The sequence below is a fragment of the Streptomyces sp. NRRL S-337 genome, assembly GCF_000720175.1.
GTDB classification, from domain to species: Bacteria; Actinomycetota; Actinomycetes; order Streptomycetales; family Streptomycetaceae; genus Streptomyces; species Streptomyces siderophoricus.
On sequence record NZ_JOIX01000049.1, the window covers coordinates 1 to 20,796 of the forward strand.

The window sequence follows — 20,796 nt, forward strand, 5'->3', positions numbered from 1 at the left end:
CGCTGAACGGTCCTATCCAGGACGGCTCCGACGCCGTGATCACACCAGACACAGCCAGATCATCTCACCCATGACCAGCAGTTACGGGACAACCCTTAGACAAGTCCCATCGTTGCAGGTCAGGAGCACTCTTCGCGTTTCCGATCACCCACCGGACACATTAGGGGCGCGAACTCTGCCGCCCCCGGGCTTCACACCAGCAAGGGAAAATTCCCGCGATGACAGACGAACACGAACCTGACGGCGATCTCTACGTCCTGTGGCACGCGCGCCATCTCGCGGTGGAACAGGACGAACGGGTCATCCATCTCGATGCGGACGGCACCATCCACCTGGACGAGGAGGAATGGAGGATCATCGGCATCTACCCGGACCAGGCAGTCGCGGAGAGACAGCGGGAGATCTCCAGGAAGCTTCCAGGGTTCCGGGACGAACCTGATTGTTTCGAGATCGCACCCGTGATGGTGGACGAGGATTTGTGGAACCAGGGGTTCGTCACGGTGTACCCCGAAGGGCTTAGGCGAGATTGATGGACCGGACGCTCTACCTCCTGGTGCACAGGCATCACTTCGCGGACGAGCCGGGTGCTCCCACCACCGTCGACTTCATGGAAGACGGCGAACCGCTCTTCTGGGACGACAGCGAGGACAGCTTCACGTTCCTCGGCCTGTACTCGAGCCAGCAACGGGCGGAGCAACGCATCGAGCAGGCGCGCACCCTACCCGGATTCAGGGACCATCCCAACGGCTTCCACGTGCACGAGTACACCGTGGGTCAAACCCACTGGGCCGAAGGATTCCTCGTCGGCGAACAAACCAATGGCTGAGCAGGCATCACCGCCTCCAGCCGCGATTCTCCTCGACGGCCCGCCGACTCCATAGCAGGACCGAACCGGCCTGCGCGGCCGTCCGGCGGCCGTCTCCCTGGACACGGACGCGCAAGTACTACCCGGTAGGCCCTGTCACCTGGAAAGTGCTCTTTCCCTTGCAGTCGATAGGACCCTCAGCAAGTCCCATCATTGCAGGTCAAGAGCACTTTCCATTTTCTGATCAGCCCTCGGACAGGCTGCTTCGTGAAAGCGCGAGGTTAACGGCCCCAACCGAGATCACCGTCGTTCCGGCCGGAGGCGAGAGCGGGATGTCGATCTGCTGCGCGACCTTCCCCTGATCGTCAGGTCTGAGCACACTCCAGTAGAGGTCCCTACCCCACTTCCCGGAGGAAAGAGGGTTCACGGTCACCTCGATGTGCGACCACTTCTGGACGCCGTCGGCGTGTACGCCGAAGTGCAGCCGCATGTTGGAGCGAGGTCCGTCGAGTCTGACGTCGGTGAAGGTCGGGCGGCCGTTTCCGCCCGCGGCTTGGGCGGCGCCGACCACGGCAATGCTCAGGGATGCCACCGGCACCGCGCTGACCTGTACGGCCGCAGTCGAGGGACTCGCCGTCCTGGGCCTTGCCGCCGCCCCGAACTCGTACGTGGCCGGGCTGGCGCTCACCGTCTGCGGAGCGGGCATGGGCGCCACGATGGTGCTCGGCCCCTCCCTCCGACAGGCGATCGTCCCCGCCCACCTCATGGGCCCGCTCTACACCGCCGCCGGCCTCCTCCTCACCATGACCACCGTCACCGCGACCATGACCAGCAACCGCCGGGTTGAGGCGGCGCTGCGTGCCGCCGCCCCGCCGATGATCCGGATCACCCGGAATCCCGGGACCCCGTTCAGGAGCGTGCCATTTAGGGCTCCGCAAGGTCGTTGAGCCGGTGCTGAGCCCGGCTCGGCGTTCCTCACCTCGGACCCGGAGCGTCGGGCGCCTGGCCTCCACCGGATGCGACGAGTGGCCCGGCGGGCCGGTGCGGTGCTGTCAATCCTCGTCGTCCTCGGTGTCGTCCGGGTCCCGGAAGGGGCGCAGGCCCTGGCCGGGGCCGCTGGCTTTGATGTTGAACAGGTAGCGGCCCGGGAAGTTGCTGTGCCGGTCCTTGAGCGGGGAGAGGCGGGCGACGACCTCGTCCCTGATGTCCTGGCCCTCGGCGCGGAGTTGGGCGACGGCGGCATCCAGGTAGCGGGTGTTCCACAGGACGACGGCGTTGAGGACCAGACCGAGGGCGGCGAGCTGGTCCTCCTGGCCCTCCGGATACGGTCGCCGGCCTCCTCCGTACGGGCGGGCGTGGACGCACGCCGAGGGACCGGTGGCGCTGGGCGTCGCAGAGCTGTCGGCCGGGAGCCGGCCCGTACTCGGGGGGCGCCCCGGTGCGGGTGTGTGATCGGCTCCGCTACCGGATATGGCAGCAGGCCCGGCGCTCGCTACCGTGCCCGTGCCCCAGGCCGCTGTGGTTCAGCCCAGCGCGGTCATCAGGGCGGTGACGTAGGTATCCAGCCGCTCCTCCACAACTCGCCTCGTCAGCTCAGTCCTTCCTGCCTCCCGCCATGGCTGCGACACCTGCTGCACTTCTTCCGAGCATGCCAGCCCGTCCCGCACCCGCCAGTACAGCCGCTCGCTCGCGGCCGTGGCCAGCACCCCGCCGGCCTCCTCGTACGCCTCAGTGAACCGCAGACCCCATGCCGGGCCGTGCAATAGCGCGAGAATGGTCGAGCAGTGCGCCACGTCGAGATCCGCCGGGCCCCAGGAGGCCGCTGCCCAGTCGACGACCCCCGTGATCCGGGCACCTTCCGGTCTTGGTGACGACACGTATCGAACAGCACATTGCCGGGCTGGAAATCCCGGTGCAGAAATCGCCCTTCATAGGGCGGCGCGGGCTTGCGGATCACGTCGATCGCCGCGTCCCATACCGCCGTGTCGGCGCCCTTTGGAGTGACGACAGTGTCGGCGGTCGTCAACGCCACATACTCCCTGGGCCGCTCGGCGGGACGCAACGCGTGGATCGCCACGAGTTGACGGGCCAGCAGGTGAATGCGCGTCTCCAATCCCTCATCGTTGAGGACTGGCCGGCCCGCCAGATGTGTCATCAGGAGCGACGGGTACTCGCAATGCGCGGCGGTCGGATCTACCGCGACCAGTGCAGGAGCCGGCACGTCGGTCCCCGCAAGCTGGGTCAGGGCGCAGACCTCCCTGTTCAGCCAGTCCTCGGCGCGCTCCACAGAGAACGGGTCGACGAAGGTGCGCAGCACCAGGTCACGGGTGCCTCCCTCGCGCGTGCTGATGGTCAGCCTCGGCAGTGATGCCGCCGTGCAGTGCCTCAGCTCTGACGATCCGTTCGCCGACCTCCAGGTGCCGGCTCACCCAAGCCAGTGTCAACGGTCGGACAGCCGCCTCATCGTGGTGGGTCACCGAGCCACCTCAACATCCGGACGGCAGCATGCGCAAAACCTTTTTCCCCGGAGGCGATGGCGACACTGCTCCGCTCCTCTCCCCGCTGCCGCAGGCACCGGTGATCACTCGCTGATCCCGGCTGGGGGGCGCTGCTGCTTGCGGCATGCCGCACCAGGTCTCGCGGCGGATGTCCGCCGCTCCCTGAGCGGCGGACGCCGGTTGCGAGGCCCTGCACGCGTAGTGGTTTGCCAGCAGAATCCGAGTGGGGTGAGTGAGGCGCCGTCCGAGAAGAGGGCTCGCGCCGCGAGCGCTCGGGCCCTGTCGCGCACGCAAGCGACGTCATCCGATGCGGGCGTATTGTACTGATGTGGGTGGTGTTCGACGCGGCCGATGTGAGGCTCCACCACTGGTTGAAGCTTGCCGTAACCGACGGTATGGCCGTCCGAGGCGCCAGCAGGCGGCCCGGAGGGGGCAGCATCGGTGGCGGGCTGCGGCGGAGAGACGGCAGGGGCCGGTGTGCGACGGAGCGGACCTGCCCGCCCGGGCTCACGCGACGGGGCAGCGGGCGGGTCTGCTGGTCCCGTGTCGGACCGTGGCGGGAGCTCGGAGGCGTGTGGCGGCGGCCGGGAGCCGTTTCGAGTGTGCACGGGGACCGTCGTCCAGCGCCACCGGGGGAGGATGAGAACGTGCACGACGCTGCCGGCTTCCGTCCTGCCGCGGGCTCCGGCCCGGAGCTCCTGGATCCCGCCCTGGCCCAGGTGGTGCGGGAGACCGGCGCCTCTGTGGGCTCGGTGTACCTGCTGTCGCCGGGGGAGCAGCTCCTGAGGCTGGCGGTTCTGGCCGGAGTTCCCCCGCGGTTCGCGGCGCCCTGGGCGCGGGTGCCACTGGGGGACCCGATGCCGGTGGCCGAGGCTGTGCGTGAGCGGCGCCGGGTGTGGATCGGCAGTCACGCACAGCTGGCGCGCGGCTACCCGCGGGCCGCGCTCGTATTGCCCTACCACCTGGCGCTGGCTGCCGCACCGGTCACCACCGGCGCCACAGCGTGGGGCGCGCTGGTGCTGCTGTGGCCCGGTGCGCGCCCGCAGCAACTGAGTGCGCACGAGCGCGACGCGATCAGCACCGCTTGTGAGCACATCGGTGCGCTCCTGCAGCGTGCCGCCGACAACGGCAGTCCGGTCCTGCCGGGACGTGAGCCACATGCGTCGGCCACGCCGTGTGTTCCCACAGCCGAGCCGGTCGAGGTGCCGGCAGTGGCGAGGTTCGTCGACCGCCTCCCGGAGGGCTGCTGCGCTCTGGACCTGGAGGGCCGCATCACTTTCCTCAGCGCCGCCGCTGCCGACCTGGTCGGCTGCAGCGGCGCGGACCTGATCGGAGCGTTGCTGTGGGAGGCGCTGCCGTGGCTGGACGAGCCGGTCTTTGAAGACCGCTACCGGGCCGCGGTGATCAGCCGCGAGCCCACATCCTTCATCGCCCTGCGCCCACCTGACCGTCGCCTGGACTTCCGGCTGTACCCGGACGCCTCCGGCATCAGCGTCCGTATCACCACCACCGACGACCTCACCCGGGCGGAGGGGCCGGACCGCAGCGGGAGCAACGCCATGGCGAGGGGGACAGGCTCGCTGTACGACCTGATGCACCTGGCCGCCACGCTCACCGAGGCGGTCAGCGTACGGGACGTGGTCGAGCTGGCCGCCGACCAGATCATGCCCGCCTTCGGTGCCCAGGGCTTCGTCGTGTCCGTGGTCGAAGGCGGGCGGCTGCGCATCGTCGGCTCCCGCGGTTACCGATCCGAAGTCCTCAGCCGCCTCGATCTGCCGCCCTTCAGGGACGCGGCAGCGCCCACAGTGCGCGCGCTGACCACCGGTGTCCCTCTCTTCTTCGCCTCGCCCTCCGAGATGGCGCGGCTCAACCCCGAGATTCCGCGGCTGACCCGCAGGGCGGCGTGGGCATTTCTGCCGCTGATCGTCTCCGGGCGACCGGTTGGTTGCTGCGTGGTCTCCTTCGACCGCCCTCGGCCCTTCGCCCCCGACGAGCGCGCCGTGCTGACCTCTCTTGCCGGACTGATCGCCCAGGCCCTGGACCGCGCTCGCCTGTACGACGCCAAACACCAGCTCGCGCACGGCCTGCAAACCGGCCTGCTGCCCGCCGAACTGCCGGCCATACCCGGCCTGGAGGTGGCCGCGCGCTACCTGCCCGCGGCACGCGACATCGACATCGGCGGCGACTTCTACGACCTCATCCGCCTCGACGACACCACCGTCGCCGCCGCCATCGGCGACGTCCAGGGCCACAACGTGAACGCCGCCGCACTCATGGGCCAGGTGCGCACCGCAGTCCACGCCACCGCCGGCGCACCCCCCGGCGAAGTCCTCGCCCGCACCAACCGCCTGCTCACCGACGTCGAAACCGGACTGTTCACCAGTTGTCTCTACGCTCACCTCGACCTCGCCCACCACCGCGTCCAACTGGGCACCGCCGGCCACCCGCCCCCGCTCCTGCGCCACCCCAACGGTCACACGGAGGTGCTCCGCATCCGGCCAGGGCTCCTGCTCGGCATCGACCCCGCCGCCGCGTACCCGGCCACCGAGATGCCTCTGCCGCCGGGCTCCGTACTGGCCCTGTACACCGACGGACTCGTCGAAGCGCCCGGCGTCGACCTCGACGATGCCACCGCCGACCTGGCCGATCTCCTCGCACGAGCTCCGAACGAGACCATGGACACCCTCGCCGACACCCTCGTTGGCCACGAGCTGCACACCGATGCCCGCCGCGACGACATCGCCCTGCTGCTGCTCCGCCCGCATCCGGTCGGCGGCTGACGAGGACGGGCCTGCCCCCTGCGACACCCCCGTACAGGGCCTGGCGGCGTCCGGTGCGGAGCTGGAGTGGCTTGCCCTCGGCCAACTCCTGGTCCACCCAATGCATTTCGGCGTCACTCACGTGCAGGTCCGCATTGCGAAGTCGGCGCGCAGGTGATCCGCAGACGCGAGCGGCGGAGATGTCATAACCCCGATACGAATCCGCTCCGGCCTGAGGGGAGAGGCGAGCGCCGGCTCCATCACCGCCTGGCCGCGGGCATGCGGCCGGCGGCATACGACGCTTCCTGGCTAGTGATGCACCCGGGTCAGACACAGCGTGGTGTCGCCCTGCCGGCCTCCCCGCTCGGTGTACTCGTCGAATTCCGGTGGGCATTTCCCTTGGAGGGTGGCGCTGAACATGACTTTGTAGTCGGCTTTGGTGTCACTGCAGGCGATGGTGAACATGACCGGATCCGCGTGGGTTCCGCGGTTCTCAAGACAGTCCCCGGCGCCGGCGTAACGGGCGACCTCCTCCGGAGGCTTGCCGTCGTCGACCACCGCGTTCAATACGCAAAACCCTGCAACGACCACGCTCACGATACCGAGCGCGATGAGCGGCCGAAGCCAAGGACGTCGTGCGGGCCCCGTCGGCGTGAACATCGGGACGCCTGGCTGCTGCAGCGGCGGATGCCCGTATGCGGGCTGCGCAGTGTGGAAGTGCGGACCAGCAGCGGGCGGCCCGTAGGGGGCCGGACCGACGTGATGACCTGCGGGCGGCCCGTACGGGGCCGGGCCGGGTTGCTGGCCGTAGGGAGCCGGCCCCTCAGGCGGCGGTGAGTACGCAGTCATAACAGATCCCCCAGTCGTATTGCTGCCGGCCTGGGAAGCCAGGACGAGTTCGATCACCAGGCTATGAGGTCCCTCATCGTGCCGCACACCGGGGCCACTTCTCGCTGCCAGACAGGGCAAGGGGCGCACGTGCGGCCTCCCGTCTGCTGCGACCGTCGGCCCTCAACCGCCGCCCCCGTGACCGTGGAGTGGAGGGCAGCGCTGAGTCGCTGGCCCCTCGCGGAGCACGACAGGACGGAGCTGCCGGCCCGCGAGGACAGCCGACCTGGGCCAGGTCACCAGGACCGTCAAGCGCAGGCTCAAGCAGCTCCACTACCGCCCGGACCTGGTCGACAGCTGAATTGCCGGCACCGGCCTGGTCACTGACAGCTCACCGACATCACGAATTCAAGTTCAGCAGTAGTGCGCGATTCCCCAAGTCCCGTTATTTTTACCGCTGGTTGTCGTCAGTTGTGGGCGATGGCGGGAATGTAGGTGGCCTGCGGCTGAGGGGTGGACGGGGATGGCAAGGGTTCCGCGGCAGGGGGCCAGGGCCCTTGGGGAGCCGGGGGCCGGCGCACCGAAAGAACCGAGAGAGCGGTCCGACGCCGAACTCGTCATGCGCGCTCGCGGAGGGGATGACGCGTCGTTCGGCGTGCTCTACGAGCGGCACTTCGACTCGGCCCGCCGTGTGGCCGGCGCCTACGCATCCAGTCCCATGGATGCGGAGGACCTCGCCTCTGAGGGCTTTACCCAGGTGCTCGGTGCGATCCGGGCCGGTGGCGGCCCGCAGAAGGCGTTTCGGCCGTACGTGCTGACCGTGGTGCGCCGGCTCGCCGCCAACGACGCGGCGCGCGGAAGGCGGACCACGCCCACATCGGAGATGGAGGCGTACGCGCCGCTGCTGCCCTTCGAGGACCCGGTGCTGGCCGAACTGGAGGCGTCGCTGGTCGGGCGTGCCTTCGCCGCGCTGCCCGAGCGCTGGCAGACCGTGCTGTGGCACACCGAGGTGGAGGGGGAGAGCCCAGCCCAGGTGGCGCCACGGCTGGGGCTATCGCCCAACGCCGTCGCCGCGCTGGCCTTACGCGCTCGCGAAGGGCTGCGTAAGGAGTATCTGCAGGCGCACCTGTCCGAGCAGGAGCAGCGGCTGGAACGGGAGTGCCGCATGTGCGCCAAGAAGCTGGCCGCGTATCTGCGCGGCTCCCTGGGCAGACGGGACCGCCGTCGCCTCGAAGCGCACCTCGACACGTGCGACCGCTGTGTCCGGCTGCTGCTGGAACTGCGCGAGGTCTCCGGCCGCCTGCGCGGCATTCTGACCCCACTTCTCCTGGGCCCGGCATTCGCCGGGTACTTCGCTTCCCTGGTGGAGGCTTCGCCGGACGACGCGACGGACGACACGCCAGACACAGCAACGGACGGCCCCACCGACGGAACGACGGACGGCCTGAGAGGGCCGGCAGGCGGCGGAGGCACTGGCTCCAGCACCGGCGTCGTTGCCCTCTCCGCAGCCGTCGGCCTCGCCCTCCTCACGCTGGTCTCCGTACTGGTCCCGTCGTCGCGCGGATCCTCCTCCCTCCCCCGTACGGACAGCAGAGCGCCCGCCCCCACATCCTCTGCGCCCGCCTCCCGGCAGCCGGTGCCGCCCAGCCCGACCGCGCCCTCGCCGGCGACGACCCACCCCGGCGAGGGCAACCAGGACAGCCCTCGCCCGGACCCCGCACCACGAGCCCCCACCACCGAACCCGCGTCACCCTCTCCGCCCCCTCCCGCCAAGCATCCCGTTAACCCGACCACGCCCCCCTCTTCTCCGTCTCCCTCGCCTTCTCCGCCTACTCCCTCCCCTTCACCACACCCCCCGCGTTCCGTGCTGGCCGACGGCAGTCTCGAAACCCCCAGGGTGAAGCCGAACACCTTCCAGACCTTCACGGCCGGGCAGTTCCTGGGCCCCTGGAAGGTCACCAGCGGCTCGGTCGACCTGAAGGACGCCGGCTACTGGCAGGCCGCCAAGGGGAAGCAGTCCATGGACCTCAACGGCAATGGAACCGGGGCCGTGTCCCAGACCTTCGCCACAGTCACCGGGACCGCGTACACGGTGACGTACGCGCTCGCCGGCAATTCCGACGGCCAGGCTCCGGCGGTGAAGACGGGCACGGTCCTCATCGACGGGCAGAACGTCCAGGACCTCTCCTTCGACGCCACCGGCAAGACGCACACCGACATGGGCTATGTGACGCGTCAGGTGCACTTCGTGGCCACGGGCAAGTCCACGACACTGACGTTCGCCAGCACCACCCCCAACAGCGATGGCGGCCCGGTTATCGACGACGTCACGGTCATCGCCAAGCGGGGCAGGGGCTAGCTCTCCATTGCACGCTGGTCATGTACCAGGAGGGTTGCAGGTAGCCGCGTGCGAGGGAGCCGTTGGTGAAGTCCTCGATGTGCACCGTGGTCGCGTTGGTGGGCTGCTGGCAGACGCAGGAGACGGTGTTCCATGCGGGGTTGCCGCCTCGCGGGCGTACCACATGTTCCAGTTGGCGCCTTCCAACCAGACGGTGCCGACCTTCGAGCCGAACAGCTGCGGAGGCCCGGAATGGTTGGCCGAGATCATCAGCTCCGAGAGCGAAGGTGAACTCCTCTACGCTCAAAGCCCGTTGAGTGCCCCAAACTGCACGACGCTCCTGCTGGCCGACGCCGGCTTCGACGGAGCCGAGTTCGTCCGCGGGGTCCATGACCCGGTGCGCAGTTCCTGGTGCGCTCCTCCGGCCGCCGGGTACCCACTCCCGGGCATCGTGCCGACGGCTCCTGCCTGGCCCGGATCGGCTACGGCGTCCTGCCCGCCCTGCTGACCGTCCACGCCATGGAGACCCACGTCACCCTAATCCTGACCGACGGCACCGTCCGCCACGGACAATGGCGCCTGCTCAGCAGGCTCCTGGGCCCCGCCCTGCACCCCGCCACCGAGTTGGTCACCCTGTATCACGAGCGGTGGCAAGCCGAGACCACGTTCTCGATCAAGGCGACGTTGCTGGACGGCCGCGCCCTGCGGTCGCGCAGCCTGCTCGGCATCGACCAGGAGGTTCAGGCTCTACTCGCCACCTACCAGGCACCGATCCGCACCGCGGCCGACAGCGCCTGCACCCGGCCGGACCTGGACATGGACCGCATGAGCTGCACTGTCCTGTTGACCATCGCCGCCGACACGGTCGTCCCCGCCACCGGCATCCAGCCCCCGACCGACCCCGCCGACCTCCTCGGACCATCAGCCGGGCGGCACTCGGCGCCCTGCACCCCGCCCGGCGCCGACACCGCGTCAAAGCCCACATGCTCAAGAACCCCACAAGCAAGTACGGCCCGAACGCCGGACAACACCCCAAGACCAGCCAGAGCTACACCGTCCACAGCGTCATCACGTTCTTCGAGTGCGGGCTTGCGAATAGCTCACGGAAGTAAAGGAAATGGCGTTGCATTTGGCAGGACACCATTCGAGCTACCCCTGGAATGGGCCGGCCAAAGGCGCTTGGCGCTCCCGTGAGGGGTGGACTCACCCCTCACGGAAAGCCGAACCCGGTTCCATGACCCAACAAGCCGGGAGGGCCACCCGGTTAAATGGGTATCCCGGACCTCGCCATGCTGACCGCAATGACCTGCGGGAATGCAGGGATCGGCCGTGAAGCCGGCCGGCGGGCCGCAAAGGCGGCCGGCTCTGACACCTGGTTGACGCGGTGAATTAATGCGTAGCGGCTGAGCGTTGACCGCGAATCCGGAGCTTGCTTTGCTTGGGGCCGGGACGACGCCCGACTCGCCGACCGAATCCCCTCGGCACTCGAATTCAGCCCGGGCGTCTCCCATCGCACAGTTCACCCGACATGACCGTGACCACAAGAAGACTTGGCATGTTCCTGACGTGCTGCGGATGTCACACGTCAAAATTCCCCGACGCGCGACCAGCGGATCGAGCTGACCGTATTCGCACCGACCGGCGCCATCTCTTTCTCTGTTCCGGCCATGCACATCCCTGTAGTTCACATCAAGGAGTCGAAAAAGTGCGCATCAAGAGATACATCGGTATCGCCACCGCGCTCGCCTTTTCCTGCTTGGCACCCGTGGTGAGCGCCACCTCCGCGAACGCGACAGCACAGTCCCCCGCCCACCACCATCGGCACGGTACGGGCCTCAACCTCGCAGAGCTGCGGGCCCACAAGGGCGCCGCCAACAGGCTGGTGAAGCACGGAAACATGCTGGCGCCGCGTCCGCGAACAGGCGATGCACCGGAGAGCGCGGACCTGAGCAAGTACGCGCTCTCACCCGGCGACCAAGGGCGGGTCGGCTCCTGCGTCACCTGGGCCACCGGGTACTCCGGGTACGGGATCCTGATGAACGAACAGGGCGTCAAGGGCACCCCGATGGCGCCGATGTACATCTACTCGCAGATCGCCCAGGGCAGCGACCACGGCACCACCGGGCCCACCGCACTGTCGATGGAGCAGGACCAGGGCATCGACACCAAGGACGACTACTGGCAGGGCGACTTCGACTACACCACCCAGCCGGACGACAACGAGCGCGCGAACGCCGCCCACTACAAGCTGTCCGGGTACACCGAACTTCCCACCGACTCGTCCGAGTCGGCCAGGCCGGCCATCGAGGACGCGATATCGCAGGGCGAGCCGGTGGCGATGGGGTTCGAGGTGCCCGCGAACTTCGACGAGATGCGTGATGCCCAGGCCGCCTCGAGCTACAGCTACCAACCCGAGGGTTCCACCGGCGACGGCCACGAGGTGACCATCGTGGCCTACAACGACCAGGGCGTGAAGATCGAGAACAGCTGGGGCGACGGCTGGGGTGACGGCGGGTACTTCACCGTCCCGTGGAGCTTCTTCGACAGCGGCTTCGCCAACGAGCTCAACGCCATGGGCAAGCTCGTCCAGAGCTGAGGCGGCACGGTCCCTTCTCGGCCCCGGTCGGCGCCGGGCCGGGAAGGGGCCGTTCGACGATGCGCCCGCTCGTGTTGCGACCAGCGCGCCGCGCTGCCCTGGCAGGCGTCGGCCGATACCTGACGAGGCGGTCCACGTCCGCCGCGCGGTCCGGCTCAACGCCGATACCGCCCCATCGTGCACACGAGGCAGCCCCACCCGCCGCCCGTACGGTCATGTGCGGTGACGTCAGACACGCCTACCCTGTGGCGAGCCAGCGGGCGAGTTCTTGTAGCCGCACCCAACCTCTCGACGCCACTGAGGCGTCTGGGTTCACAGCGCCCAGCGCCGTGTGATGGTCAAAGTGGGGCCCCCGGGCTCAGGACAGCGCACCAGCGTGCGCGGCTGGAGGGAGATAACCGCGATGCGCGAGGTCGTCGAGTGGGATACGGGGATACGAGAGCCGCTCGCGTCGTTCGCACCGGGCGCCGCGGTGCTGGTGCTCGTCGAGGGAGAGGCGGGGACGGGTAAGACCCGGTTCGTGCGGTGGCTGCTCGGGCTCCCGGAGCTCGGCCGGATGCCGCGCCTGACCGTGGCCTTCACGGCCTCGGGCGCTTCCGTCCACGAGGAATCCGCCCGCCCGACGGGGACCGCGCAGCCGCGGCCTGCCGCCAGGACCTGCACCTCACTGGGGGAACTGCCGGTGCTGATCGGCGCTCGTGCGCCGACGCTGCTGGTGGCCGAGAACGTCCACCGTGCGGGCGAGCAGGACGCACGCGCACTGCGTGCGGTGCTGGCCCATCCCCCGGCAGGGCTGCGAGCCGTACTGACGTACCGGCCCGAGGAACTCGCCCGTCACGGACTGATGTTGGGCGCCCCGGTGGGGTACCCCGCCGAGTTGACCATCCTCCGACGGCGGCTCGGGCCACTCACCGTGGAAGCAGTCCGTGAGATGGCAGTGGCGGCACTGGGCGAGGAGCGTTGCCCGGCCCGGTTCGTCACCCGGCTTCATGAGCGCTCGGGCGGAATCGCGCAGGTGGTGGCCGATCTGGTGACGGAGCTGAAGACGGCCGGTCCGCCGGCGGACGGGAGCGCCACACCCGTCGGTCGGCACCGGCTGACCGCCGCGGACGTCGACGAGGCCGCGGTGCCGGTTCGGCTCATGGAACTGGTGGTCGGCCGAATGGCGACGCTGGACGAGAAGCAGCAGCGTGTGGTGTCGGCGGCAGCGGTGCTTGACGCGGTCGCCACGGAGGACGAACTGATCTCGGTGGCGGCCTTGTCCACGGGCGGCCGGGCGGCGCTGATAGCCGCGCTGTCCCCCTCGCCGCTGCACGAGGTGGGGCCCGGTCGGTACGGGTTCCGGGTACCGATGGAGTCGGCGGCCGTCTACCAACTGCTGCCCGGCCCGGTGCGGTGGGAGCTGCACGGTCGCGCGGCCGAGGCGTTGAAGGCTCGGCGCCCGGTGCCGTGGGAGCGGCTCGCCCGCCACCAGCTGGCCTCCGGCCGGATCGCGGACTGGCTGGAGAGCGTGGAGAACGCGGCGCGAGAGGCCGCCGAGGCCGGAGACCACCAGCTGACGATCTCGTTGATCGAGGACACACTGGCACACCCCGAAGTTCCCCCGTCGGAGCGGGCTCGACTGGCCCGGATCCTCACACGCAGCGCAAATGACGGGCTCGGTTCCGACCGGACGGCGAAGGTTCTGCGTCGTCTGGCCGATGACCCCGCGCTGCCGACCGTCGTGCGCGGCGAGATACGCCTCAACCTTGGGATATTCCTGTACAACCAGGTCGGACGGGGCCACGATGGACGCGCTGAGGTCGCCAAAGTGGCCGAGGAGTTGAGCGACTCCAGTCCGGTACTGGCGGCGCGGGCCATGGCGACGCTTGCGATGCCCTTCTTGACCGGTGTCCCGCTGGCGGAGAATCTCGCGTGGCTGGCGCGGGCCGAGGCCACCGCGGCCGAAAGCGGGGACGCGGTGGTCCAGGCGGCGTTCGCATCGAACCGGTCGAGCGTGCTGTGCGCCACGGGTAATGCGGACGGGTGGCGCCACGTGGCACGACTTCCCCGAAAATGCGACGATCCGCGCATTCTCCGGTACTCGATATTCGGCCTGGCCAATGCCGCCGAACTGGCGGTCTGGCTAGGTGAGTACGCACGAGCGCGCGAGCTGACAGCCGAGTGCGTGAGCATGTGGGCTCGGTGCAAGCAGCCGTACTGGGAACAGTCCGCATTGGTTACCTCGATGCACCTGGATCTGAGGACCGGTCAGTGGGCCGGCCTGGCCGACCGGGCCCGCACGCTGGTGGCAGAGGCGGGTGGTCCGCGTGTCAGCAACGCCAGGCTCGTACTCGGCCTGCTCGCCCTGGCGAAAGGCGAGTGGGACCAGGTGGACACGTACCTGTCGGGCTCCGAGCTGTTGGGCGACGACGCCAACGCACACGAGATGGCCGCGGCATCGGGCGGTCGCATCAGGCTTGCGCTCACCCGCCACGACCCGGAGGCCGCGACCCGCGAGGGAGCCGAGGCATGGGCCAGGCTCCAGGCCAAGGGCGTGTGGGTATGGGCGGCCGAATTGGCTCCTTGGGCCGTGGAAGCGACGTCCCGGGCTGGCGACCTGGACACGGCGCGACAGATGGTGGACGAGTTCGCGGCTGGTATAGCGGGCAGACAGGCACCCGCCGCCACGGCAGCACTGACCTGGTGCCGCGCGATGCTGGCCGAGGCAGACGGCGAACTCCAGGAAGCCGCCGAGCACTTTCAGCTTGCCCGTACACACTTTCAGGCGCTTCCCCGGCCCTACGAGGCGGCCCTCACCGCGGAGGCCGGCGCCCGGTGCGCCCTGGCAGGCGGCTGGAGGATCAGCGCGAGCATCTCACAACTCGAAGCGGCTGCACGGGAACTGGGTGCCCTCGGCGCCGCATGGGACGTGGCTCGGGTACGGACGAAACTGCGCAACCACCAGCCCGCCGAGCGTCGCCGACCGGGCCGTCCCGGCTACGGCGAGCGGCTGTCGCCCCGCGAGCAGGAGGTGGCCGCGCTCGCCGGTGCGGGGATGAGCAACCGCGAGATCGCCACCACCTTGTACCTGTCCCCACGCACCGTGGAGCAGCATGTAGCCCGCGCCCTGCGGAAGTTGGGCGCTGCCTCCCGTCGCGACCTGGCACTGCTGGACCGGAACAGCGAGCCGCCCGGCTGAGTACGTGGCATCACCGGGCGAGTGGGAGTCAGGGGTTGCCGCCCCCAACTCCTGGGGGAGCGGCCTAGTGTGGGTCCCGCTGCGCGATCGACTCGGTGAACATGCGGGCCCTGAAAAGGGGGACCTGACAGGTCCGAATCCTGTGGACCGGGGCAAGTACGGCTCGAAGATCCACTTGATCACCGAACGGACCGGTCTTCCCCTGTCCGTCGGAATCTCGGGGGCGAACCTGCACGACAGCCAGGCCCTGATACCTCTGGTGAAGGGCATACCGCCGATCCGCTCCCGCCGAGGACCCCGGCGACGCAGGCCGGCAAGCTCCACGGCGACAAGGGCTACGACTACGACCATCTGCGGCGATGGTTACGCCGACGAGGCATCACCCACCGCATCGCCCGCAAGGGCATCGACACCTCACAGCGACTGGGCCGCCACCGCTGGACAGTCGAACGCACCATGTCCTGGCTCGCCGGCTGCCGCCGCCGCAGGGTGCGGCGTCGGCGTCAGGCATCTTTCCGACGGACTTGACCTTCAGTCTTCTGGAGATTGGGGTTCAGGCAATCCAGCTTTCACCGTGTCACGCGGGTCCCTCGACGCCCTGTCTCCAATGCCTGAGCCCGGCCGTCGATTTTCTGGCATGCTGCGGTCCCATCACCGTTTCCGGATTAGGTAAGCCATCAGACCCAAGAACCTCCCTCCAAATTCTTCCCGATTGAATCGGGGATACGACAAGGCGCCTCATGGCGCACTGCCACCGGTCCGCGACCTGGACGGCCTGCGGGGCGCCGGCGGAGGCGCCTTCGGCGAAGAACGGCGCACGATCGCGGCAGACGACCTCAATGCCCGGCCGTTCGGCGAGCCAGGCCGCCAGGCTGGACGCCTCCCGGTCCGGCAGCAGATCGACGGGGCGGCGGGTCTCGATGTCGACGAGGACGGTTCCGTAGTGGCGGCCCTTGCGGGTGGCGTACTCGTCCACGCCGACCACCCGCGGCACGGGGACATCGGGCTCGGGCAGCGCATCGACCAGCCGGAGCACCGTGCTGCGGCTGACGGATACCCCGAGAACGCGGGCGATGCGGGCTCCGGCCCGGCCCGCGAGGGCCAGGCCCACCGCGGCCAGGGTGGAGCGCAACCGCTCGGTCCGCTGACCGTGCCGACGTGTCAAGCCGGGTATCTGCTCGACGAAGGTACGGCGTGCGCAGCCCGAGTTCCCGCAGGTGAACCGACGGACCCTCAGCTGGAGAACAACGCTTCGGCCACCGCTCGGTACATCAGCGGGAAACCGCAGGTAGGAACCATGAACCCGGTTCGACCAGACTCCGCAGACCGGACACAGGGCACCGTTCGCGATGCATTGCGCGTCAACGCGCATTGTCTCGATGTTCACGTCCACCGACAGCACCGCGACGTCCGCGATCGACGGGAACAACAACTCCTTCAGCCAGCGCGTGACCTCTTCCACGGCCTCGAACTGTCGGCGCAACTGCCTTGTCCACGGACCATTTTCGGGCGACTTCGCGCACGGCTCGAAGGTGTCCGGATGTCACTCAGAGTGGCCACGTCACAGAACCTGAGCCAGAACCCGTTCTGATGGACATAACCAACCGATGCTGCGAAATGGCTGCGCCACGCCGCACGCGCACAGCTGGGGAACGGCCACGAGGAACAACGCCCGGCCGCGGACCACGGAGACGAGACGGGCCTCGCCCGCTGAAACGGCACCGCACGCTTCAGCGGGCACCGGAGCGGCGCCACGGCTTGTTGTACGAGCCGCCGCAGGCGCGGCAGGAGGCGGTGTGGACGATGCTGGCGGGGGTCATCTGCCCGGCCGGTTCGGCCGGGTGGGGCTGGCCCAGAATGACCGCGGTCAGCTCCGGTTCCGCGCAGGAGCACGGGCGGCCCGTACGCCGGGGGCGCGGGCGGGCTATCGAAGGCGCGGGCACCGCGGCCGTGTCCGTCTTGCCCGCCGACTCCTGGAGGTATTCCATCCGCCAGCCGTCGATGGGGACCTTGCGGCGACGGCGGGTGTTGCGGTGGAAAAGCTGCTGCTCGGCGCGTTCCTGGATTGTCGAGGCGGAGGGCGCCGCCCGGTCCCGGGGGCGGGGCGGGGTCAGGGCTCGATGACTCCTGCGTGGTCGGACGAGGCCAGCAGGGTGGGGGTGCCGGCGAACTTGGCGTCGTAGCCGCCGTTGAGGAGGATCAGCGTCAGGGTGAGCGTTTCGTTCAGGCGGGCGGTGCCCTGGGCGTCGGTGGTGGCGGTGCCCAGGACGGTCGTTCCGGTGCTGAACGTGATGGTCTGGCCGGGTACCGGAAGTCCGGTGCTTGTGTCGGTCAGCGTGGCGGTCAGGAACGGGAAGTACACCTGCGGTGGGAATAGTTTCGTCAGTGCCGGGGTCGCGGTCAGCCGGGTGGCGTGGCTGACCGGGAGATAGGTGAATCCGTTCACCAGGCTGGCGGTGCCACCGGGTGTGGTGACAGTGACGGTGGCCGGGCCGGCCGCGCCGGGCGGGGTGGTGGCGGTGATCTGCGTGCCGGCGGGGTTGACGCTCACCCCGGTGGCGGGGTTGCCGCCGATAGCGACGCTCGCCCCGGTCAGGTTCGTGCCGGTGATCGTCACGACCGTTCCGCCCGTCGTGGGCCCCTGGGCGGGGTTGATACTGCTGAGGGTGGGCGTCGGTTGGATAACGCTCACGCTGTTTGACCCGCTGTTGGCGACATAGATTTTGCCGTTGGGGGCAACGGCGTCGGCGAAGGGGGCGAGGCCGACGGGGATGGGGGCGCCCACCACGGTATTGGTAGTGGTGTCGATCATCGTCACGTCATTCGTGCCGAGGTCGGCGACGTAGGCACTGCCGCTGGGTGCGACAGCCACAGGGATCGGGAGGCCGCCGACGGGGATGGGGGCGCCCACCACGGTATTGGTGGTGGTGTTGATCACCGTGACGGCGTTGGCGCCTTCACAGGCCACATAGGCGTTGCCGTTGGGAGCGATGGCCACCCCGAAAGGGGCGTTCGCCACGGGGATGCCGGGCACCAGGACGAAGTTGGTGGTGGTGTCGATCACCGTCACCGTACTCGAGCCGAAGTTGGTCACGTAGGCGTTGCCGTTGGGAGCGACGGCCACCCCTTCGGGGTCGGAGCCGACCGGGATGCTGGGCACCAGGACGGTGTTGGTGGTGGTGTCGATCACCACTACGTCGTTCGACGAGAACCGCGTGACGTAGGCGTTTCCGTTGGGGGCAACGGTCACAGCGGTCGGGTTGGGACCGACGGGGATGGGGGCGCCCACCACGGTGTTGGTGGTGGTGCTGATCACCGACACCGTGCCCGAGGACCTGTTCGCCACGTAGGCGTTGCCATTGGGAGCGACCGCCACGCCGGTCGGCCCGGAGCCGACAGGAATGCCGGGAACCAGAACGGTGTCGGTGGTGGTGTCGATCACCGTCACGGTGTTCGACGCGAAGTTGGTGACGTAGGCGTTACCGTTCGACGCAACGGCCACCCCGCGCGGGTTCGCGCCGACGGGAATCGTCGTCACCACGGCGAGGGTCGTGATCCCCCTGACTCCTGCGGTCCGGGCCGGATCCAGGCCACTCGGCAGCTGCCGGCCGGTGACGGCAGCCTCCAGGAACAGGTCGTGCCACGACATCTGAACGTTAGGATCCATTGCGGGCCCCTTTCAAAGAAGGGACCGCCTCTCGTCTGCCAAGCGCCACCCCGTACTGGCACAGGCACACAATCCCGCTCTGGGGCACTCCAGCAACCACACGTCACAACACACAGCAGGCTGCTCACCCCAGGAAGGATGGGCAGCCCACTGGTTGCTAATCGTCCCTTTCATGCCCTCATTTGAATCGACGAAACACCACCGAGCCCTCGCAGCTAACCAACCAGCTTGCGGCCTGTCCGGCGGATCTTCACGGCTGGCAGAGGCTGTAGGGTCCATCCGGCCCATCAACGATCTGGGGATGTGGGAGGGGGCCGTCGGATATGTGGCCAGACCAGCAGGCCGTGACTGCTGAATCCGATCCTGATCAGTGGGACTTGGAGCCGCTTGAACGTGTTGGTCCTCTCCGGTTCGGCGTAAGCCTGCAGGAGGCGATCGCTGCGATGGACGCACAGGAATTCACCTCTGACACCTCGTCGATCGAGAACTTCGGCCCGTTCGAGCAGATACGCGCTCAGTTCCGCAAGGCGGAAGCATCCAGGAACCAAGTGGATGTAGTGGCACCGCGCCGCCTACGCAGGCCTCGCCCGGGCCACTCGCCTTCGGCTGTCAGTGTTGCCGGCGGTATCCCCTTGGGGTGGCTGGGTGCGTGCAGGGGGCGTCGCTTAGGTGCTGGTGGGCGCGGGGGAGTGCGCGCCTGGCATGGCGAGGTTGTGCATATGTCTGTGTTTTGTCACACCACTCATCCACGCGGCCGGCGACGCAGCCGCCACCCGGCCGGTCCTGGACATGGACCGGATCAGCTCCCCCGTCCTCCTCCAGACTGCCGCCGACCAGGTCACCATCGCCGGCCACCTCCTGCCCACTGCGACCGGAATGGCATCGGACTCGGGTTGAGGGGCTGGGCGGTCAGGGCGCGCAGGCAGCGACGGTGTTGGGAGACGCTCCGCTCAGTCCTCCCAGTCTTCCCATTCTTCGCCGCCTCGCATGATGCGCCAGTCCTTGAGGTCTTCCAGTGCTGTGCGAGCCAACTCGGCGTATTGCACTGGGCACTCCCACAGTTCACGGGCCGAGAGCGCGGTGGGCACGGGAGTGTCGGGGTGGTCCTGCGGCGCATACAGGTGGACCACCGCGCGGTACCGGTCCTTGGTGGTGGCGTCCGCGGCGGACCAGGGATGCTGCGGGTGCTCGCAGGAGGCGTCCAGATCAATGGTTGCCAGAGCGGCAGCCAAGTCGCGGGTGTACGAGGGCGGCAGACCCTCGTATGTCTGGGCGATGCCCATCCACATGCAGAGGAACAAACCGATCCGTTCCTCGTCCCGCACCTGCCCGGAGAGCCAGCGGCGGGCGGACCACAAGGCGACCGGTCCGGTGTTGTCCTCCCAGGACCGGCGGATCGCCTCCTGCATCGCGACGACGTCGAGACTGGCGTCGTCCCGGACGAACTGCTCGTCGAGATGGCAGACGTCGATACCGCCGAAGACCTCCTGGCGCGCCTGACGCATGCGGTTCACGGCCCGGTCGGCGAGGTCCGCGAGAAATCCCTCGCAGTCGAACGCCGCCAGGTCATCGTCGTGGAGACCGCCATCCGCGGCGAATGCGGCCCGCCCGGCCGCGGTCAGCATGCTCACCCCGGCCTCGATCCCGTACTCCGAGTCCAGATCCGCGGGATGGGTGCCGGCCGGGCAGGCGCAGGAGGCCGGGTCCAAGGTGGCACGAAACCCCTCCAGGACTTCTGTGTACGAGGTGAACAGGGACTTGCTGAAGATGCGTGCGGAGAGATACCAGCAGGTGGCGTAGAGCAGGACCGTATAGCCGGTCCGCTCCTGGCGGCCTTCTGGAGTGCCGTTGCGGTCGAGCGCCTGCGCTGCGTCGTCGGCGAGGAGGGCGAGCGTCGATTCCGGGTCCACATAGGGGTAGTCGCTGACGATCCCGGACAGGTCGGAGACAAGTTGGCGGTGGTGGGCGGGCAGTGCGCAAGGGGGTTCAGTCACGTCCGTAACCGACGACTGCGCTGGACGGGCGGTTCCCGGCGCAAGGCGACTGCCGCACCCGCACGAGTGGCTGTCACCAGGCCTGGTCGAGCAGCATCATGTCCGTCCCTGCGAACCACCTGACACGGGC

The 20,796-nt window shown here is 68.8% G+C and carries 15 protein-coding genes and 3 pseudogenes; 10 read left to right on the forward strand and 8 right to left on the reverse strand.

The features are described 5' to 3' along the window. Positions 1 to 218 precede the first annotated feature (218 nt). Together IG62_RS0127780 and IG62_RS0127785 are read left to right on the forward strand one after the other, a co-directional pair. A complete protein-coding gene (locus IG62_RS0127780) occupies positions 219 to 530 on the forward strand; it encodes a hypothetical protein (protein ID WP_030808990.1) in 312 nt (103 codons plus the stop codon). Beyond that, positions 530 to 826: a DUF7336 domain-containing protein gene (locus IG62_RS0127785; protein ID WP_030808993.1), complete on the forward strand. Its 297-nt coding sequence runs from the start codon at positions 530 to 532 to the stop codon at positions 824 to 826. Before IG62_RS0127780 ends, IG62_RS0127785 begins: the two co-directional genes overlap by 1 nt. A gap of 223 nt (positions 827 to 1,049) precedes the next feature. Here the strand turns inward: IG62_RS0127785 and IG62_RS0127790 are convergent, their stop codons facing one another. Further along, a complete protein-coding gene (locus tag IG62_RS0127790) occupies positions 1,050 to 1,376 on the reverse strand; it encodes a hypothetical protein (protein WP_158795126.1) in 327 nt (108 codons plus the stop codon). Positions 1,377 to 1,380: 4 nt separating this feature from the next. Here IG62_RS0127790 and IG62_RS0127795 point away from each other — a divergent pair, with 4 nt between their 5' ends. After that, positions 1,381 to 1,752, forward strand: a complete 372-nt coding sequence (locus IG62_RS0127795; protein ID WP_030808999.1) for a hypothetical protein — start codon at positions 1,381 to 1,383, stop codon at positions 1,750 to 1,752. A 105-nt stretch (positions 1,753 to 1,857) separates the two neighbouring features. Here the strand turns inward: IG62_RS0127795 and IG62_RS47980 are convergent. Both IG62_RS47980 and IG62_RS42370 read right to left on the reverse strand, forming a co-directional pair. Further along, positions 1,858 to 2,130 (reverse strand): annotated as a pseudogene (locus IG62_RS47980) (Tn3 family transposase); the annotation flags it as partial. A gap of 198 nt (positions 2,131 to 2,328) precedes the next feature. Then, positions 2,329 to 3,282: pseudogene (locus tag IG62_RS42370) on the reverse strand (phosphotransferase family protein). 668 nt (positions 3,283 to 3,950) lie between these two features. Between IG62_RS42370 and IG62_RS0127805 the strand changes: the two are divergent. Further along, positions 3,951 to 6,083, forward strand: coding sequence for a SpoIIE family protein phosphatase (locus IG62_RS0127805; RefSeq protein WP_030809002.1), 2,133 nt, complete (start codon positions 3,951 to 3,953; stop codon positions 6,081 to 6,083). Positions 6,084 to 6,371: 288 nt separating this feature from the next. On the opposite strand, the gene IG62_RS42375 is transcribed toward IG62_RS0127805, so the two are convergent. After that, positions 6,372 to 6,659 carry an LppU/SCO3897 family protein gene (locus tag IG62_RS42375; protein ID WP_158795127.1) on the reverse strand — a complete coding sequence of 96 codons (288 nt, stop codon included), beginning with the start codon at positions 6,657 to 6,659 and terminating at the stop codon, positions 6,372 to 6,374. An 850-nt stretch (positions 6,660 to 7,509) separates the two neighbouring features. Between IG62_RS42375 and IG62_RS0127815 the strand changes: the two genes are divergently transcribed. From IG62_RS0127815 to IG62_RS45285, 5 genes and pseudogenes are all read left to right on the forward strand, one after another. Beyond that, positions 7,510 to 9,249: a choice-of-anchor C family protein gene (locus IG62_RS0127815; protein WP_158795128.1), complete on the forward strand. Its 1,740-nt coding sequence runs from the start codon at positions 7,510 to 7,512 to the stop codon at positions 9,247 to 9,249. Positions 9,250 to 9,747: 498 nt separating this feature from the next. Beyond that, positions 9,748 to 10,422 carry a transposase gene (locus tag IG62_RS46645; protein ID WP_158795129.1) on the forward strand — a complete coding sequence of 225 codons (675 nt, stop codon included), beginning with the start codon at positions 9,748 to 9,750 and terminating at the stop codon, positions 10,420 to 10,422. Positions 10,423 to 10,933: 511 nt separating this feature from the next. Continuing rightward, a complete protein-coding gene (locus tag IG62_RS0127825) occupies positions 10,934 to 11,824 on the forward strand; it encodes a C1 family peptidase (protein WP_030809012.1) in 891 nt (296 codons plus the stop codon). Positions 11,825 to 12,227: 403 nt separating this feature from the next. Next, positions 12,228 to 15,005, forward strand: a complete 2,778-nt coding sequence (locus IG62_RS0127830; protein ID WP_051798689.1) for a helix-turn-helix transcriptional regulator — start codon at positions 12,228 to 12,230, stop codon at positions 15,003 to 15,005. A gap of 74 nt (positions 15,006 to 15,079) precedes the next feature. Beyond that, positions 15,080 to 15,515, forward strand: a pseudogene (locus tag IG62_RS45285) (transposase); the annotation flags it as partial. A 67-nt stretch (positions 15,516 to 15,582) separates the two neighbouring features. Here the strand turns inward: IG62_RS45285 and IG62_RS0127835 are convergent. The 3 genes from IG62_RS0127835 to IG62_RS0127845 form a co-directional block, all read right to left on the reverse strand. Continuing rightward, on the reverse strand, positions 15,583 to 16,467 hold the full coding sequence (locus IG62_RS0127835; RefSeq protein ID WP_234326768.1) for an ISL3 family transposase: 885 nt from the start codon (positions 16,465 to 16,467) through the stop codon (positions 15,583 to 15,585). A gap of 268 nt (positions 16,468 to 16,735) precedes the next feature. Continuing rightward, entirely contained in the window at positions 16,736 to 16,993 is a 258-nt protein-coding gene (locus IG62_RS0127840; protein ID WP_030809021.1) for a hypothetical protein, read from the reverse strand. Between the two features lie 122 nt (positions 16,994 to 17,115). Then, positions 17,116 to 18,672, reverse strand: coding sequence for an IPT/TIG domain-containing protein (locus IG62_RS0127845; RefSeq protein ID WP_234326769.1), 1,557 nt, complete (start codon positions 18,670 to 18,672; stop codon positions 17,116 to 17,118). 702 nt (positions 18,673 to 19,374) lie between these two features. Between IG62_RS0127845 and IG62_RS0127850 the strand changes: the two genes are divergently transcribed. Next, positions 19,375 to 19,569: a hypothetical protein gene (locus tag IG62_RS0127850; RefSeq protein ID WP_030809027.1), complete on the forward strand. Its 195-nt coding sequence runs from the start codon at positions 19,375 to 19,377 to the stop codon at positions 19,567 to 19,569. Between the two features lie 53 nt (positions 19,570 to 19,622). Here the strand turns inward: IG62_RS0127850 and IG62_RS0127855 are convergent, their stop codons facing one another. Further along, positions 19,623 to 20,666 (reverse strand): hypothetical protein, encoded by a 1,044-nt coding sequence (locus IG62_RS0127855; RefSeq protein ID WP_030809030.1) that lies wholly within the window; start codon positions 20,664 to 20,666, stop codon positions 19,623 to 19,625. Between the last annotated feature and the right edge of the window lie 130 nt (positions 20,667 to 20,796).